Source organism: Butyrivibrio sp. XPD2006, from assembly GCF_000420865.1.
Classification (GTDB): Bacteria; Bacillota; Clostridia; order Lachnospirales; family Lachnospiraceae; genus Butyrivibrio.
The window spans coordinates 56,681-75,266 of sequence record NZ_ATVT01000005.1 but is presented as its reverse complement, the minus strand read 5'-3'; the positions used below and the strand labels follow the sequence as shown (position 1 = coordinate 75,266).

At 44.1% G+C, this 18,586-nt stretch carries 13 protein-coding genes; 4 read left to right on the top strand and 9 right to left on the bottom strand.

Translation table 11 applies throughout. The annotated features are described in order from the left end of the window. Window positions 1–2 precede the first annotated feature (2 nt). The 6 genes from G590_RS0107265 to G590_RS0107240 form a co-directional block, all read right to left on the bottom strand. Window positions 3–848: a carbohydrate ABC transporter permease gene (locus tag G590_RS0107265; protein WP_022765014.1), complete on the bottom strand. Its 846-nt coding sequence runs from the start codon at window positions 846–848 to the stop codon at window positions 3–5. Then, window positions 848–1,747 carry a carbohydrate ABC transporter permease gene (locus G590_RS0107260; protein WP_022765013.1) on the bottom strand — a complete coding sequence of 300 codons (900 nt, stop codon included), beginning with the start codon at window positions 1,745–1,747 and terminating at the stop codon, window positions 848–850. Before G590_RS0107260 ends, G590_RS0107265 begins: the two co-directional genes overlap by 1 nt. A 107-nt stretch (window positions 1,748–1,854) precedes the next feature. Further along, a complete protein-coding gene (locus G590_RS0107255; protein WP_022765012.1) occupies window positions 1,855–3,378 on the bottom strand; it encodes a response regulator transcription factor in 1,524 nt (507 codons plus the stop codon). 93 nt (window positions 3,379–3,471) lie between these two features. After that, on the bottom strand, window positions 3,472–5,235 hold the full coding sequence (locus G590_RS0107250; RefSeq protein WP_022765011.1) for a methyl-accepting chemotaxis protein: 1,764 nt from the start codon (window positions 5,233–5,235) through the stop codon (window positions 3,472–3,474). 95 nt (window positions 5,236–5,330) lie between these two features. Beyond that, the gene (locus G590_RS0107245) at window positions 5,331–8,030 is read right to left on the bottom strand and encodes a translation factor GTPase family protein (RefSeq protein WP_022765010.1); all 2,700 of its coding nucleotides are present in this window, start codon (window positions 8,028–8,030) and stop codon (window positions 5,331–5,333) included. A 5-nt stretch (window positions 8,031–8,035) separates the two neighbouring features. After that, window positions 8,036–8,488 carry a DUF6553 family protein gene (locus G590_RS0107240; protein ID WP_022765009.1) on the bottom strand — a complete coding sequence of 151 codons (453 nt, stop codon included), beginning with the start codon at window positions 8,486–8,488 and terminating at the stop codon, window positions 8,036–8,038. Window positions 8,489–8,663: 175 nt separating this feature from the next. On the opposite strand from G590_RS0107240, the gene G590_RS0107235 reads away from it, so the two are divergent. Beyond that, a complete protein-coding gene (locus G590_RS0107235; protein ID WP_022765008.1) occupies window positions 8,664–10,682 on the top strand; it encodes a methyl-accepting chemotaxis protein in 2,019 nt (672 codons plus the stop codon). Between the two features lie 16 nt (window positions 10,683–10,698). Next, window positions 10,699–11,697 carry a substrate-binding domain-containing protein gene (locus G590_RS0107230; protein WP_022765007.1) on the top strand — a complete coding sequence of 333 codons (999 nt, stop codon included), beginning with the start codon at window positions 10,699–10,701 and terminating at the stop codon, window positions 11,695–11,697. 111 nt (window positions 11,698–11,808) lie between these two features. On the opposite strand, the gene G590_RS0107225 is transcribed toward G590_RS0107230, so the two are convergent. After that, entirely contained in the window at window positions 11,809–13,473 is a 1,665-nt protein-coding gene (locus G590_RS0107225; protein ID WP_022765006.1) for a spermidine synthase, read from the bottom strand. A 126-nt stretch (window positions 13,474–13,599) separates the two neighbouring features. Here G590_RS0107225 and G590_RS0107220 point away from each other — a divergent pair, with 126 nt between their 5' ends. Further along, window positions 13,600–14,919 carry an MFS transporter gene (locus tag G590_RS0107220; RefSeq protein WP_022765005.1) on the top strand — a complete coding sequence of 440 codons (1,320 nt, stop codon included), beginning with the start codon at window positions 13,600–13,602 and terminating at the stop codon, window positions 14,917–14,919. Between the two features lie 72 nt (window positions 14,920–14,991). Further along, window positions 14,992–16,476 carry a carbohydrate-binding domain-containing protein gene (locus G590_RS18750; RefSeq protein WP_022765004.1) on the top strand — a complete coding sequence of 495 codons (1,485 nt, stop codon included), beginning with the start codon at window positions 14,992–14,994 and terminating at the stop codon, window positions 16,474–16,476. Between the two features lie 98 nt (window positions 16,477–16,574). Here G590_RS18750 and G590_RS0107210 read toward each other — a convergent pair whose 3' ends face one another. Then, entirely contained in the window at window positions 16,575–16,787 is a 213-nt protein-coding gene (locus G590_RS0107210) for a hypothetical protein (RefSeq protein ID WP_022765003.1), read from the bottom strand. Window positions 16,788–16,947: 160 nt separating this feature from the next. After that, window positions 16,948–18,585 (bottom strand): TolB family protein, encoded by a 1,638-nt coding sequence (locus G590_RS0107205; RefSeq protein WP_035762815.1) that lies wholly within the window; start codon window positions 18,583–18,585, stop codon window positions 16,948–16,950. Between the last annotated feature and the right edge of the window lies 1 nt (window position 18,586).

Below are 18,586 nucleotides of genomic sequence, written 5' to 3'. Positions count from 1 at the left end.
AATTATCCTTTTACTGCTCCGTTTGTCATTCCGCTTATGATATAGTTCTGCATGAAGATAAAGATAAGTGTTACCGGTATGATAGCCACAATCGCAAAAGCAGTCAGATAGCTCCACTTGGTTCCGTATTGTCCCATGAAATTAAAGATTCCGGCTGTGATAGGTCTTTTCTCCTGATCCAGGATAAATGTCATGCCATATGCAAGGTCTCCCCAGGCATAGAGGAATGAAAAGATTGCACATACAATAACTCCGGGCTTTGCCACGGGAACAAGTATCTTCATAAATGCCATCATCCTTGTGCACCCGTCAATGTAGGCAGCTTCCTCCAGGGCTTTTGGTATTGATGCAAAATAGTTTTTCAGTATCAGTACGGAGAAAGGGATTCCGATGGTTGCATCTGCCAGAACAGGAGCCCACCAGGTATTGTAGATCTTCATATTCCTGAACATTATGAACATCGGGGTTAAAAGAACCGATACCGGCAGCATCTGTGTTACCAAAAATCCCAGGAGCATTGCTTTCCTTCCGACAAACTTATATCTCGCAATGGCGTAAGACGCAGGAACCGCCAGGACTACTGCAATCAGCATAGCGCCTGTCGAGATCACAAAACTGTTAAAGAACGACTTGAACATGTTAAAGTCACCGTTCTCTATCTGAGCCGCATAAGACTTGGTGTTTAGTTCATGCGGATACCATGTCGGCGGTATCATGAATATTTCTTTTTCCGTCTTAAAAGATGTTATAAGTGTCCAGAACAATGGGAAAAGAAGCAGTACCAGGATCACCACCGATACGATGCATAAGATTACATTGCTCTTTCCTGTTATTTTCTTCTCGTCCATCAGTCTTCCTCCCCCTGCATTGTAATCTTCAGATATAACAGTCCCACAAGAAACAGTATCAGGAACAGTACGTTTGCAACTGTCGATCCCTTGCTGTACTGGAACAGATCAAAGGAAAGCTTGTAGGAATAGGTGGAAAGAAGATGCGTCGAATTAACAGGTCCGCCTTCAGTCATAACATAAACAAGATCGTACACCTTGAAGGTGTAGATAAATCCAAGGACCAGCACCGACTCAATGGTTGGCCGAAGGAGCGGAAGCGTTATCTTTATCAGCTGCTGCCATCCGTTTGCGCCATCGACCGATGCGCTCTCATAAAGCTCCTGAGGTATAGTGGTAAGACCTGTTGCCAAAAGAATTGTGTTAAAAGGAATTCCTATCCAGACATTGGCTGCAACCACCGCTATCATAGCCGTCCTCGGCGTCGTCAGCCACTCAACGTTGTTCTGAATGAGATGCAGGCACTTTAAGATATAATTGATGATTCCGACATCTGTGGAGAACATGAATTTGAACATCAGCGCAGTGACCGTCATCGGCATCATCCAGGGTATCATGGTAAGACCTCTGACTGTCTTTGCAAATGTGAAGTTCTTATTGAACAAAAGAGCCAGTAAAAATCCGATAAGGAACTGGAATATCAGGCAGTAGATGGTGAACTTTAAGGTGTTTCCCATCGCCTTTCTGAACACCTCATCCCCGAATATCTGCATATAATTGGTAAATCCAACGAAGTGCTTCTGCCCGTGGACAAGGTTTTTTACCGATACATCCTGAAAGCTCAGAATCAGGTTACTGAGTATCGGATACCCGACAAAAACCAGCATATATAAAAATGCAGGAAGAATGAACAACAATCCTGCATTTTCATATCTGAAAAATTCTTTTACTTTTTTCATCTTCTTCCCCTTTTCAATATCTCTTTTTCTAAATAATACCTTGGGAAAAGAGATACCAAAACACGAGAAATCTGAAAAAGGTGGAAAATTCTAATGTGGTTTTGACATCACTTCAAAGACTTTCTGTACTCGGCAGGAAGCATGCCTGTAACATCCCTGAAGACTTTGCTGAAGTACTTGGGATCGGAATACCCGACTCTCTCTGCTATCTCATAGAGTTTCATACCGGTTCCCACCAAAAGTTCTTTGGCTTTGCCGATACGGTAATTTCTGATATAAGTGCTGAAGTTTTCTCCGGTCTCCTTGTGGAACTGGGTCCCGAGATACTCCGGTGTGATTGAGAGCCTCTCTGCGATCTCATCCAGAGTTATTCCGGTGTGATAGAATTCATGGATCATACTCTTGGCGCGTTTGACCGTGAGAGTCTCCGTATCGGAAGTAACCTCTGTCACTGTCAGCATATCTATAATATCGCTGCAGACAGTCAAAAGCTCTGATCTCAATTTGGCATTCATGATGCTATCCAAAAGCTTTTGCTGCTGGAGCTCAGCTACTCTCTCATTTCCTATGTCCTTGGCTATCTCGATCACCGACCAGATAAATCTGACAAAGCACTCTTTGATCTCCCTCGGGTCATAAACTTTTCCGTCATGGAAGCTCTCCTCAAATTCATCCATCAGTTTTTTCTCCAGCGCAAAATCTGATGCACAGATGGCTGTCTTCATTCTGGCCTCAAGGTCCTGCGGATAGACACACAATGATGTCTGCACCTGGGTGATCTTTGGATAGGATATCAGGACGTCTTTTTCAAAAGAGATATTCCAGTCCATATAGGGATACAGATCGTTTATACCCTTGCTTATACCGTCCAGGCCAGCACACTCTGTAAATCCCATTGCCGAACTTCCCTGCAGCTTGTGCAGAAGCTGAAACTGGATCCATCTCTCAAAGTCAGTTGCACTGTTATACTTATAAACTATTGCTATCAGTGATTTTCTGTACTCCATATCAAGGATCAGATAGTTTATGCCTTCGTAAAAAGAGAGCGAGTTCGACAGCTCTTTTTGCTCTCTCTGCCACCGGCTCTCATACTGATTTCCGAGATAGTCACACAGGATGATGAACTTCTGAGTTCCGATAATGCCGTAGTTCTTCCTGAGATACTTTTCTACTTCATCATCCGCAGTCATACGGCCGCCGATGATCTCTCGCATTACCTGATCCAGCGTTCCCACTGCCTGAGGTTTTTTTCTCTTATCCTCTTCCATCTGATGTCTGATGTTCTCAAGAGCTGTTGAAAAATCGGATATATTAAGCGGTTTGAGCAGATACTCAGTAACTCCGAGCTTCATTGCGGTTCTTGCATATTCAAACTCAGAGTACGCGCTAAGTACGATGGCCTTTATATCAAGGCCCTCATCATATATGGCCTTTAGCATTTCAAGGCCGTCCATCTCAGGCATCTGCACATCCGTTATAACAAGGTCAGGCTTTTTATCCCTGCAGACTTCAAGCCCCTGTCTGCCGTTTTCAGCCTCACCCACTATTTCATATTCATCGCCCAGTTTACTGAGAAGTTTAAAGAAGCCTTCCCTTATCCGGACTTCATCCTCAACAATAACTATCCTCATTACTTTATCCCCCATACAATTCATATTATCATGGTTGCACTAAAAAAGGAGCAGACATTTATCTGTCTGCTCCCTGTATTCCTGACCGGGGTTTTATTCTTCTGAAGGAAGCTCAACCTTGAAGTATTTAACATTGGTTGTGAGCTCTTCGGCGATCTTCTGCAGGTCTTTTGCCTGCTCAACAACAGATTCCATGGTGGAGTCAAGCTGCATAAGGGATGCACTGGTCTCCTGTGTTGAAGCCGCATTCTCCTCGGAAATACTTGAGAGCGACTCCACGGAATTCATGATATTCTCCTTATCGATGTTCATTGTATTAACAAGCTCAACAATCTGCTTGTTGCCTTCCTCTGTCTCCTGAAGAAGTGCAAGCATCTGATCGAAGGACTCACTCATCTCTTCAAGAGCTGCAGTCTCATTGGTGATAGCACCCTTGATTGCCTCAGTGAGCTCTTTATTCTTGGCAGAATAATCTGTGATGGTTGAAAGCATGTTGGTGATCTCACCTGCAAGGTTATTGGTATCTCCGGCAAGATCCTTGATGTTATCTGCAACTACCGCAAATCCCTTACCTGCTTCGCCGGCTCTTGCAGCCTCAATTGAAGCATTGAGCGCAAGGAGGTTTGTCTGGCTTGCAATGGAGATGATGGACTCAGCAGCGGTTGTGATCTGAGCAACTACATTTGCTGTCTCATTTACAGAGTCTGCAACCTGAGTAGCCATCTGATCGTTCTTCTGATCCTGCTCCTTGATCTGCTCGAGCTGCTCCTTAACCTTAGTTGACTCTTCGTAAACCTGACGGCCTCTTTCCATATTGGAATTGGCAGAATCAAGAACGTTATCTACGGAAGATCCCATGTTTACTGTGACAGAAGATGTACTCTGAACATCCTCTGCCATTGCTGTTGCACCTGTCGCCAGATCGTTAACTGCAGAACTGATATCTGTAGTTGTCTTCTGTGAGGTTGTAATGCTGTCCTTGGCAAGTTCTGCCTTGGTATTTACTGTATCAGCATGATCGATAACCTTAACAAGAGCATTTCTGAGCTCGTGTCTCATGGACTCCAGACCTTCCATGATATTCTGGAATTCGATGATCATACTGTCGGCTTTGATCTTGGTAACAAAGTCGCCTCCGGAGATCCTGTCAACATCCTGTCCCATCTTCTTGAGAGTTTTAAGGATAGCCATGATCATGAGCACTGTTATAACAAGAAGGATAACAGCAACTATGGTAAAGATGATGGCATTTATCAAAATGCCTCTCTTTACTGATACCCTGTTCTGAGTCTTTTCCTGATCAGCCCAAGTCTCTACAATATCAGTCATATTACTGATATAATCCCTTGTTGCCTGGAATTCATTGGCAAATTTCTCTACATCACCTTCACCTGTCATAGGATTATAAGCGGCTTGCCACGAATTATACTGCGAAGCAAAACTATTTGCCATATCGGAGAAAGAATCTCCGTCATCATCTCGCAGTTCCTGGAATAATTTCTGATTTTCTTTTGCAATGGCAGTTGCCGTGTTAACGCCATCAAGTGCCTGCTGTGAATTGGATTTGTAATCATCCTCATATACAGCAAGAACCTCGGCAGGTGCATACTGCTCATAAGCCAGATACTGTGTAGCTGCCAGCATAGCCTGATAGAGATCTCTGTCCGCATTTATCAGTGTTGTGCTGATGGTATACAGCTTGTTGTAGTAGAGATCTTCATCATCTTCCTGAATATTGGTCATCTTTGCACTATTAATTATAATGCTGATTATAAGCGCAAGTACAAGTACACCCGAGATTCCCATAAGGAGCACTCCAAGGGGAGCTTTAAAACCTGAACCATTCTTCTGCTTCATTCGATTACCTCCTGCATGATTAAACAAATCCACAAAAATATTGTATCTCTTTTTCTGAAAAAATATGCAGAAATAATCGTTTTTTAATAATAATTTTATATGTTTTCAAGTTTCTCTCTTATAAGATTATTGGTGCGTTCTATCTCCTCCAAAAGGTTTCTTGCAGACATTCTGATCGCGCCTGCGCTCATAACTATCACCTGTTCAATGGCATCGGAGGTTGCGACTGTAACCTTGTATTTCTTCCCGATTTCATGGGCAGCTTTCTCAATATACTGATCGGCGGTCTCAGCTTCTTTTGTATAAATAATCATAAGTCCACTCTTCTCTTCTACGTGTTCCCTTCCACCGGGAACCTTGTACGCATCAAATACCAGAAGAACCTTCTCTCTTCTGAAGCCCTGGAAATTCACAAGAGTATCGATCAGAGTGTCTCTGGCAGCTTTCAGATCATCCCTGGCAAGCGCTGCCATTTCCGGAGATGCGTAAATGATATTGTATCCGTCCACCAGAAGATATTCCTTGTACTCATCAGGATTCTGCCCCTTTGTATTCTCATACTTCTCGCGTTTTTTATTCTCGACCTCCAGGTCCCTTCTGGCTTCTTTCTCCTCGGGAGTCATGGCAGTGTATGTGGTGGCCGTTTCAACGTATCTTGGCTTAACCGCTCCGTAAGTCCTCTCGAATATTGCCTTTAATTCCTTATCTTCCATGCGAAGTCTTTCTTCTATTTCGTCAAAAGACCTCTCGCCATCATCCTGTTTTCTGAGCCTTGCCTGAAGCTTCTCCAATGCTTCCATATCAATGCTGTCAGAGAGATCAGTCTTTTTGCCGCTCCCATCGGGACTCCATCCGGAATCCACATGCATGTAGTTTCTTACTTCACTCCAATGGATAACAGTTCCGGCTCCGTGCATGCAAAAGACAGAGTCGGCTGAGTTATCAATATCAAGCTCAGGGTCATAGCTTGTTTGTTCAAGTACCTCTTCCGTATTATGGCACGGTGCATAACCGCTAAGGGTAGTGAATATCCTGCCTTCACCTCTTGTGTAAGAAGAAAGCGTTGTACTGTAATCGCCAAGACAAGCTGCCGGAACTGTTCCAGTAAGGATGGATTTTCCACCTTCAATATCAGGAGATGAGACTGTTCCGTTCATGCGCTGCATATCGCTGAGCGCTCTTCCCACGAACTCCTGGGGCAGTTCAATCCTGTAGTCAAATACCGGCTCAAGGAGGATACTGTTTGCTTCCATTAGTCCCTGCCTGATGGCGCGGTAAGTAGCCTGCCTGAAGTCTCCGCCCTCTGTGTGTTTCTCATGGGCTCTCCCTGCAAGAAGTGTGATCTTAATATCTGTGATCTCAGATCCTGTAAGGACTCCGAGATGTTTTTTCTCTGTAATATGCGTCTGAATAAGCCTCTGCCAGTTAAGGGCAAGGTCATCTGTATTGCATACGTTGTCAGTTACAATTCCGCTGCCCGGCTCACCGGGTTCCAATAACAGATGTACCTCAGCGTAGTGCCTAAGAGGCTCATAGTGTCCAACACCTTCCACGGGTGCCGCTATTGTCTCCTTATATACGATGTGTCCGGGGCCAAATCCCACATCCAGATCAAAACGACTCTTTATCAGATGTTTCAGGATTTCCTTCTGAACTTCACCCATGGTCTGAACCACAATTGACTTTGTGGACTCTACGTAATTGAGAAGAAGCATCGGCTCCTCTTCCTCCAGAGCCTTAAGTTTGCCGTATACCTGTATTGCATCGGCTTCCTCAGGAAGAATGAGAGTTGAAGAAAGAATAGGCTGAAGAACCTCTGTTACAGTCTCTCCTTCCAACGTTCCAAGGCCTTCACCGGCTCTTGTGCCCGTCAGTCCTGTCACGGCACAGATCATTCCGGTTTCTGCCTCTTTTACAGCAGTATACCTGTCTCCTGAATAAAGCCTTATCTGATCTATCTTGTCATCACCTATCTGGTCTCTGACCTTAAGGCTTCCGCTGATGATCTTCATATGAGTCAGCCTGTTGTTGTTCTCATCACGGCTGATCTTAAATACACGGGCCCCGAAAGCTTTTGAAATGCGATTTTCAGAGGTCTCATCCGATGCGGGAATATACGCTGACACCAGGTCCAAAAGCTCTTTTACCCCATCCATCTTAAGGGCAGATCCAAACCTGCAAGGGAAGCACTTTCGCGCCCTGATCAGACGAATGATGTCATTCTTATCAACAGCTCTGCCTTCCAAAAATCCCTCAAGCAGCTCATCATCGCAGACCGCAATCTCCTCCTGGGTCTCGGCATCTGAAACAGAACCGGAAAAATCCACAACATGGCTGCTAAGATCACTCTTAAGAGCAGCCATGATATCATCCTTACCGATTCCCTGAGCATCAGTCTGGTCCATTTTATTAACGAAGATTATAGTGGGAACCTGATAGTGAGACAGGAGCTTAAAAAGCACCTTGGCCTGACTGGTAACCCTGTCCGGGGCACTGATGACAAGAACTGCCACATCAAGAACCTGAAGAGTTCTCTCCATTTCCGGAGAAAAATCCGCATGTCCCGGCGTATCAAGAAGAGTGAAATTTATTCCTTCATATTCAAACATAGCCTGCTTGGAAAAGATAGTAATCCCGCGGCTTCTCTCTAATTCGTAGGTATCAAGGAAGGTGTCCCTGTGGTCCACTCTTCCCATATTTCTTATGGCTCCGGAAAGGTACAAAAGTCCCTCACTGAGCGTTGTCTTACCGGCATCAACATGTGCGAGAATGCCGATGGTTAAATTCTTATGCATACTTTTTACTCTCTGACAGGTTCTACTCCAAGCTCTGCAAGTATCTTGTGCGCGCCTTGGATCTTCTCCTTATACTTTGTTAAAAATGCTCTTCGGAGCACAGCACTCTCTTTCTCAAGGCCAAATCTCTTCGGAATGTCATAGGTTACTTCTATTATGTCCTGCGCAAGTCTGGTGGCCGCACCGGCTTCACTCATTGACATTATTCCGAACACAGCCGTCGAATATGCCTTTGAGGAAAGACATGAATCTATAAAAAAGTCAGCAAAGCCAAGAAGCTTCTCGCCGGCATCCCCATCAGGTCCAGGCATCGTAAGAACATCCAGGTTCTCTACCATTTCTCTTTTGAGCTTTCTGGAGTTAAAAAAGTTCACGCTGGTTCTTCCGACAACCTGTATCATGAGCCATGCTTTCATCTCTTCTGCATATTTATTCTCAAGTTCGTTGTTATTGTTCATACGCACCTCTCTAAATCTAGTTGCTTTGAAATCTATTATACAATATATGCGCCCGATTCTTAAAAGAATATAAATTGTAACGAAATATGGATTATTTGTGTTCGCTCAATGCTATAATTATTGGTACTAGCTTATACATTTTTTATTATGTCTTTTTGAACAGGAGATGAAAAAAATGAGTGATAATGAGGCAAAAGCATCTGCAACAACTTCTGTGAAGAAAAAGAACAAGAAGATCAGTACCAAGCTCCTTACGTACATTCTTCCTGTTGTTATCATCACGGTAGTAGCTCTGGTAGTCATCGCGGCTAATGTTTCCAAGAACAGAATGTCTGAAATGGCCACCGAAACTCTGGAGTCCTCTATCTCTAACCAGGCGGACAACATCGACGCATGGTTGAGCGATAACCTTCAGTACTTCACAACTGTAAAACACACTATAGAAAGCCAGAATCCTACAGAGGCAGAACTCGTTCCGATTCTGGATACTTACTATGGATACAACGAGAACGCTCCTAAAGGCTTCTATGTCGGAACATCTGACGGTAAGCTCTATAAAGCTACAGAATCCGACATGACAGAGAGTAACGTTCCCGGCGCCACATGGTTTAAACAGGGCCTTAGCCGTATCAGAATGGCATACGGTACAGCCTATACAAATGACGCAGGAGAGACCGTTATCAGTGCTACCGGTATTCTAAACGATGGTACCGATAATATCAAAGTCATCGGCGCAGACGTTACCCTCAATAAGATAATGATCATCGTTAACTCCGGTGTAAAGATGGAGGATGCAAGTTCATTCCTTGTAGATACCAATGACTACAAGATCCTTGCACACAGAGACAACACTGTTGTCGGCACAACGCTGGCAGACACAAACTCAAATCCTCTCCTTGCAGGAGCAGCTAAGTCAATTGTAAGCGGAGACCTTACAAGCAAAGAAATTGCAGGTAACATGGTTGCATTCAAAGAGATCCCCGGAACAGACTGGGTACTTGTATCTTATATTCCTACAAGTATCATTCTGGCTTCTGTCAATCAGATGGGAATGCTTCTTTTCACAGTTGGCGCTATCGCTATCGTACTCATTATCATACTTATGCTTTTCGTTGTAAGAAAAGTTATTGCACCACTTGGCAATATTTCAAACAACATCACATCTATGTCAGAGGGTGACTTTACAATTGATATTGATCACTCCAGCAACGACGAGATCGGTCTTATGGGAAGCAAGGTTTCAGAATTCGTTACTTCCATGAGAAACATGCTCTCGCATATCAGCCAGGAATCAGACAAGCTGCAGGAAGAGTCGGATAACTCGGACAGAGTTTCAAAGACTATGTACGAAGCTTCCCAGTCACAGGCTGAAGCAATGCAGCAGCTCAATGAAACTGTTGATCAGCTGGCTACAGCTGTTAACGATATCGCTCAGAACGCAACAACACTTGCACAGGTTGTTGCCGATACAAGAGATAACAGTGATAAAGCAAATGAAAGCATGAAAGAAACAGTCGGTATCTCCCAGAAAGGCCGCGAGGATATGGAAAAACTCAGCGTTGCCATGGAAGGTATTTCCGATGCCAACGAAAGACTTGTTGAATCCATCAACAAGGTTGGATCCGCATCTGAAGAGATCACCAACATTGTCGGCATGATCGGTGAAATCGCCGAGGAGACAAACCTCCTTTCACTGAATGCTTCCATCGAGGCTGCACGAGCAGGCGAAGCAGGAAAAGGATTCGCAGTTGTTGCTACACAGATTGCGAAGCTTGCCCAGACTTCTGCTGAGAGCGCAAACAATATTTCAGCTCTTATCGACGAGGTTCACAAGCTTATCGGAGATGCTGTAGGCCAGGCACATGCAAGTGCTGACAGCATAAAAGAAAACTCCGAACTCATTCATGTTGCTGTTGGAACATTCGACCAGATTTATAACAATATCCAGGAATCTAACGGACTTATCGAAGCCATGATTGATGATATCGAGAAGGTTGACGATGTTGCCACAAACGTAGCTGCCATCTCCGAAGAACAGGCAGCCAGTGCCGACGAGATTCTTGCAACCAGTGAAAACATGGTTGAAATGGCAAACAATATCACAAAGAGCAGCCAGGATGTTGCGGACAATTCACACGAGCTTGCATCTACATCGCAGACTCTTACATCCTATGTTCAGAAGTTTAAGATTTAAGGAGGCATGGAATATAATGAGGAAAACAAATATTAAAAAATTATTTGCATGTCTTTTGACAAGTATACTTTTGGCAGTTGCCATCATGGGATGCGGAAGTTCATCCGGTGGCGGAGGATCGACATCAGGTGGCGGAGTAAAGGTTTACTTCTCAACCATAACTCTTGATAACTTCAAAACACTGGTTATGAACGGCGTAATTGATGCCGGTGCCAAAAACGGAGTTACAGTAGATTGCGGAGAACCCTGTGATACAGTAGATGCTCAGGTAGCTCAGATCTCACAGGCAGCCAAGAGCGGCTATGATGTTATCATCTGTAATCCCGTCAATGCCGATACAGCACTTCAGCTTGAAGTTGCAGCTGGCGGCATTCCTATCCTGTTCACGAACACAGAGCCCGATGCAGCATATCTGAAAGCTGATAAATACATGTATGTTGGTAGTTATGAAGTTGATGCGGGAATGATGCAAGCTGAATATGTCTGGAACAAACTCGGTAAGCCTTCAAGCATTAACATCTGTCTCTTCTCCGGTCAGCCCGGACATCCGGCTGCACTTGGAAGAACAAAAGCCGTTAAGAAGTACTTCAAACAGCAGGGTGTAAATGTAAACTTTGCGTTTAACGATACAGCTTACTGGAATACTCAGAAAGCTTGCGATGAGTTTAAACTCTTCTTAAAGACAAACCAGCCTTATGACTGCGTTATCTGCAATAATGACGACATGGCACTCGGCGTAGTTCAGGCAATGCAGGAGCTTGGCATGGATCCTCAGGCAGTTCCGGTTGTTGGAGTCGATGCAACAGTTGCCGGCTGTGAGTCTATCCTTGCAAACGGAATGCAGTTCACAGTACTTCAGGATGCCGGCGCTCAGGGTGCTGCCTGCGTAGAAACAGCCATCGCCATCGCCAAGAAAGGCACAGCTGCTGATGTTACGGGTGTTACCTCAGACGGTCTCTATGTATGGGTTCCTTTCTCACCTGTAGATAAGTCCAACGCAGCAAACTACAAGTAATTCGTATTACATAACAGTTCTAACGACTGTCATATTATTCATTTGATCCCCTTTGGCGTCTCACCATTCTCGCAGGAAGCGAGACTTGGTGAGGCGCTTTTAATATACGAATCACAGCAGATCTATCAGCCCCTGAATTCCCTTCTGCTCATATATCTTTCTGTAATATGAAACCTCATCCTTGATGATGAGATCGATCTGCTTCATTCCAAGAAGCTCTACAGGAGCCTTGTCATCTGTCATTATGTGGCCTTTTCCAACATAATTCTGCCCTGTACTCATGACCTTCTGCATCATTGCAGTAAGGTCTGGATTCTCCTCCATGTTTGCATTAGTTCCGAGTCTTACCATGAAATCATCCGCGTCTGTTGCAAAGAGTTCCTTATTAGTTGCATTCGGAACATCTACAACCGTCACGTTATTAAACACATGGCTGATAGTATCCGCAAGATAAGTGTTGATGCTTGCTTCCCCTGCATCAGTCTCCCCATCAAATCCTTCATCACTGTACATGTTCATGTTTACGACCATAACTCCGCCTGGAGCCAGATGCTCCTTAACCATGGTAAAGAACTCAACCGAAGACATCTGGAAAGGAATTGTGATGTCCTGATATGCATCAACCATGATCACATCGTACAGATCCTTGTCAGCAGCAAGATATGCTCTACCATCATAGGTTGTAACCTTGGCATCTTCAGGAAGCTGGAAATACTTATGAGCAAGATCGGTGATCTTGTCATCAATCTCAACTCCCTCAACATTTACATTGTCAAAATATCTTGAAAGCTGAGTAGCGTAGGTTCCGGAGCCCATGCCCAGGATAAGCACGTTACAGTCCTCTCCTGCTGCCTGTTTTTCTTTGACTCCTGCCATATACGGTGCAGCCAGCGCATAATCATAATACATTCCGGTAAGCGCTCCGTCCTTGATGAGAATGGACTGAACACCGAAAAGGACATTTGTTGAGAGAATCACGTTTCTGTCTGTCTCCTTGACCTGAAGATAGTTGTAAACCGACTCACCTTCGTAGGTAAGCCCGCTCTCCCAAAATGCAAAGCTGGTATTGTGGCCAAAAGCGATGCAAAGTACAAAAACCAGGATACCAGCTATGATCCTCGTCATATCACTTTTGGCCAGAGATTTTTTTCCTTCAGCCGGGCTTAAAAAATATACTACAACAAGCGCAAGTAAAACGCCTGCAAATATCAGGAATGTCACTGCAGTTCCTACCGCAGGAATGGTAACAAATGTGGGAACGAAAGTACCGATGATGCTTCCTACTGTGTTTGACGCACCAAGTGTTCCGATTATCTTACCGTTATCGTCAAGTGAGTCCGTTGTGTACTTGGCAAGAGACGGTGTAACCGTACCAAGCAAAAAGAGCGGAAATACAAACACCACCATACATGCTGCAAAAGCAGCGATCACTAAAAAGTTGCTGTTTACAGTAAAGATGATAAGTGCAGAAATACCGATAATAATGTACTTACCAACCACCGGTATCAGGCCGATCCAGATAGCTGCAATAAGAATCCTTCTGTACAGTTTGTCAGGATTCGGATCCTTGTCCGCCTTTCTTCCACCGTAGATATTTCCCAGTGCCATGGCGATCATAATGGTTCCGATGATAATTGTCCATACGATCTGTGATGAGCTGAAATACGGCGCCAAAAGCCTCGATGCCCCCAGTTCCACTGCCATAACGGACATTCCGGCAAAGAACTCCGTCAGGTACAAAAACAATTTGTTCTTTAAAATACTTCTGTTGTTCAAAACAATAACCTCCCCCTGATTTGGGATAATCTTTCCTCGAATATTTATACCATATTTGAAGTCTAATTAAAACCTGCGCAGCCCAAGTATTATAATAGAATTAACAACATTCAAAGGGGGGCAAATATGAAAACAGGTTCAAAGACAAATCCCGCAAAATTCTGGATACTGGTATGGCTTCTGGGTCTTGCCGGACAGCTGTGCTGGAACATTGAAAATCAGTGGTTTAACACCTTCGTGTACGCCAAGATTGCCAAGGATCCCACCATAATATCCTGGATGCTTGCAATATCCGCTCTTGCCACCACTGTCTCAACATTCCTCTTCGGTTGTATCTCCGACAGAAAGGGCAATCGTAAGACCCTCATCTCGCTGGGATACATTTTCTGGGGTGTTTTCACTATTCTCTTCGGAACAACAGAGTTTTTGGGCAAAAGAAATAGCGACACAGCAGCTTTTGTCGGAATAGCTTTCGCTGTTATCGCTGCCGATGCCATAATGAGTTTCTTTGGTTCCATGGGCAATGACATTGGTTTTAATGCCTGGATAAACGACCACATGACACCTGAAAACTCCGGTTCTCTTGGCGCCGCCCTGGCAGTTCAGCCTGTTATCGGTACCATCGCAGGAACCGTTCTCGGCGGATTATTAGTCGGTGCAAACGACAACTACATGCGCCTGTTTGTTGTGATCGGCGGAAGCGTGATCGTTCTTGGACTTGTATCTCTCTTCGGAATGAAAGATGTCGAAACTCTGCGTCCATCAGTAAAAGGCAGCTTTGGTCAGCAGTTCTTTTCCATATTTAATGTAAAAGAATATTTAAAGCACCGCGAGCTTGTTTTCGTAAACCTTATGCTGGCTGTCTACTTTATTTCATTTAATGTATACTTCTCGCACCTTGGAAACTTCATGATCTACTATCTCGGTTTCACAGCAGATACCATGGGTCTTATTGAAGGCGTGGGACTTTTACTTGCCATGTTCACATCAATTCCTGCCATCAGATTCATACGTAATGACAAGTCCTCTTTGATCATTCTGTTTGCGGTTGTGATAAACGCTATAGGCCTTCTTGTTATAGGTCTTCTGGTTTCTCCTGAAAACGTAAATCCTTCTACCATCTGGAATCCCGTGCTCCTTATCGGGGTCCTCCTTGTGGGCATCGGCTACATTCTCTTTCTGCAGACAATTACCGTCTGGTCAAAGAGGCTCTATCCCGAGGACGCCAGAGGCCAGTTTGAGGGAATTCGCATCATCTTCTACGTACTGATTCCCATGGTAGTTGCACCTCTCATATCAAACCCGATCATCAAGAACAATGGTGAGATCATCGATGAAAACGGCTTTACTGCTTATCTTCCCACGAATACGCTGTTCCTGGCAGGCGTTGTCATCGTGCTCCTCACCCTAATCCCTCTCTGGGCTGCAAATAAAGCACATAAGTAATTTTTTATCCTTCTTTAAGTTTGGATTTAGGTTGCCATGCCATAATGAGTCCAGAAAGAGAGGGAAACTAAAATGATTAAAAAAGATAAAATTACCACAGCCCTTATGACTGTATTCTTTGTAACAGCACTTACACTTACAGCATGTTCTTCATCAAATGTAAGCGACATGCTTTCATCAACAACCGCAACTGAATCTACAACCGACACAACAGAGCCTTCTTCGGGAAAAGAGCTCTCAGAATCCGTAACGAATACACAGGATGAAAATCTTTCTTCCTCATCAACATCAGCAAGTTCAGATACACTGATCGATACTTCAGATCTCTTTTCCGAAAGAGACCTTGAACAGGAAGCTGATCTGACAGATGCTTACTATATGACACTTGAAAGCGGTGAAAACATCAGCATCACTCAGGAAGGTGTATATGTAATCAGCGGAACAGCAACTGATGTTACCATAACCGTTGAAGCTGCGGATACAGATAAAGTGCAGATTGTACTTGACGGAGCAAGCATTACAAACACAACTTCACCTGCCATCTATGTAAAGAGCGCAGACAAGGTATTTGTAACAACTGACGGAACCAGCACTCTCAAAGTCACAGGCACCTTTACCGCTGACGGAACAACAAACCTTGATGCAGTTATCTACTCAAAATCAGACCTTGTCCTCAACGGAACAGGAACACTTAACATTGAATCATCAGCCAACGGAATTTCAGCCAAGGACGATCTCAAGGTCACAGGCGGAACCTACAATATCACAGCAACAGAAGATGCTGTTGAAGCAAATGACTCCATAAGGATCTACGATGGAACATTTGATATAACAAGTAAAAAAGATGCTTTCCACAGCGAGAATTCAGATGACAACACTCTTGGCTATGTATATATCCAGGGCGGAACATTCAAGATAAATGCCACTGACGATGGTATTCAGGCTACAACAGTCCTCATGATAGACGGCGGAACTTTCGACATCACTGCAGCTGAAGGTCTTGAAGCAACTTACGTTCAGCTCAACGACGGAACTATAACAATCGAAGCTTCTGATGACGGAATCAACGCAACTCAGAAGAGTACAGCTTATGATGTTGTGATCGAAGTAAACGGCGGCGACATCACTGTCAACATGGGTGCCGGAGATACCGATGGTTTTGACGCCAACGGAAATATCTACATCAACGGCGGAACAATCTCAGTTACCGGAAACTCAGCCTTTGACTGGGACGGCGAAGCTCAGTTAAATGGCGGAACAGTTACAGTAAACGGCGAAGAAGTGACAGAGCTCACCAACCAGATGATGGGTGGCATGGGCGGATTCGGCGGAGGCCGTGGCGGCATGGGCGGACAGATGCCGAATGGCGAGATGCCTGAAGGCTTTGATGGCCAGATGCCCGAAGGCGGTCAGATGCCCGAAGGCGGTCAGATGCCTGAAGGCGGTCAGATGCCAAACGGCCAGTTCCCCGGCGGCGGAAAAGGCGGCAGAATGAACGGCCAGATGCCAAATAACCAGAACACAACAGAAAGCAGCTCCGAAAACAGTCAGGGCTGATCTTCCGGTCACACACTAAAAAACCAAAAAAAAGGTAGAATCAGTAACTGCATGTACTAATTCTACCTTTTTTTCGTATATCTTATTCAATTTATTGATCAAGCTGTTCTAAGAAGACCGATGGCTCCTACGATCAGCAGAATCGGCAGTGCTATAAAAGCAAATCCGTATGCAACCATTCCCACAAGAATGAATGGAAGGAACACAATGTAGAACATGAATTTCATCACGCCCCAGGTTGCTTTGAATGCGAATTTAAGCAGTCCGCCGAAGATCATGAAGAACAAAACAAAGAATATGATTGTCATCATATGCGTTCACCTCCTTTTTGTTTTCTCCAGGTTCCTATCTGTTGATATGAGTTTACTTCCACAAGGCGCAAACAAAAATATCCGTTTTGGAGAAAATCGGGAGGTTATTTTTCTTTTGAAGAAAATGAGTCACCGGGGACGTTTCAGTTTGACTCATTTTTTATTTCTCAAATACATTGTTATTTATGACCACATAATAAGCTCCGTCAGTATCCACATACCCGACGTGCTCATCACTGCCGGCAAAATAGATCATACTTCTGACATTTGTGGCAACTGTAGTCTTTAAAGATCCGTCCTTATTCATACTGATGAGCTCTCCGTTACAGGTGTAGTAGCATTTCTCAAAGATCTCATCCCACAGCACTTCGTCATGGTTTTCATCACCGCAATCTGCCATGAAAACATCCTCTTCACCCTCTTTAAAATAGTAGAGTTTGAAGTCATCACCGCTTTGATCATATTCATATTTTTTCATGAATCCGTCATAAAAATCATCTACATAAACAACAGAATTCAATACTGAATACTGCTCAACAAGAACTGTACTCTTAACCTCTCCGAACTCATACACGGCTTTATAAATGCTGTCGTCATGCTCATATATGCAGGTTGGCCCATCTATAGTCATTGCATATTGAGCTGCATAACCATTATCCCTAAGCTGCATTGCCAATGTGCAGTCTTCGTTCAGGCAATAGCCTTCCCGCCCGCCATTAATGATCACTGCATCTGCAAGATTATCTGCATCAACAATTGCACTGTGCCTGTATTCATCAGTATAATCTGCCTCTGCATCTACAATGAGTATCTCGCATGTGCTATCCATGCTTACAAGTTCCACCGGTTCATCAAGTTCCGGAGCATAATACCACGCCTTCTTATTGTCTGTATATACTATCTTCTCACAGGATCTGTTCACATATTTGTAAGATATATGATCCTTGGATAGTCTTTTTACCTCTCCATTGCTGTAGCAGTACAGACCGTTATCATTACCCGAATAGATTTCATAGTATGCTGTATTACCATCGTTGGAAACTGCCACAGGTGAGATCATTCCATTTTCTCCGCCATCAATGACCGTTCCTTCTTTTCCGATGCCGCCTATGATTGCAACTTTTCTGTTTTTCTCCGCGTAGTCATTATAGATTATAGTCTTTCCGTCAGGAGAAAGACATGCCTTGTAACATGCATCAGAAATCAGCGTCTCTTCACCGGTCTCTATATCATACAGCATCAGGCCTGTCGAAGAGGAACTGTAATAAACCTTTGTACCGTCATAGTTTATACCTGCATATGAGACATTACTTGCTATCTGTTTATATGACAGATCCGCTTCTATCAAAAAGCAATTGTCATTGCTTAAAATAACTCCGTGTTTTCTGTCTCCGTCAAAAAAGACATTGATCCCCAGACCATAATTCAGATGAAAATTAGTCAGAACCTCTCCCGCATCATTAAAGATATACTCAAGACTCTCGTAGAGCCTGTTACCGGCTCCGGACTTTCTATCCGGTTTGGCCTCCACAATTTCAATTCCGTTTTCCCTCTCCGGGTAAACTACCTCTTCCGGAACATTTTCAGGCACTACATCCGGATCGGGCGGAGTCAGATTTATTCCCAGTGTCTCCTCAGTCTTATCTCTGGCATCACTAGCCACATCGTCAATTCTTTCCGCTGCCACCGGATTAAACGTCTTAAGGAATCTGTATCCCAAGAACATTGAACCTGCCATAACCGTGAGCATAACTATTGTTGTCAAAAGACCTCTAAGAAAATTACTACCTTTTTTCATC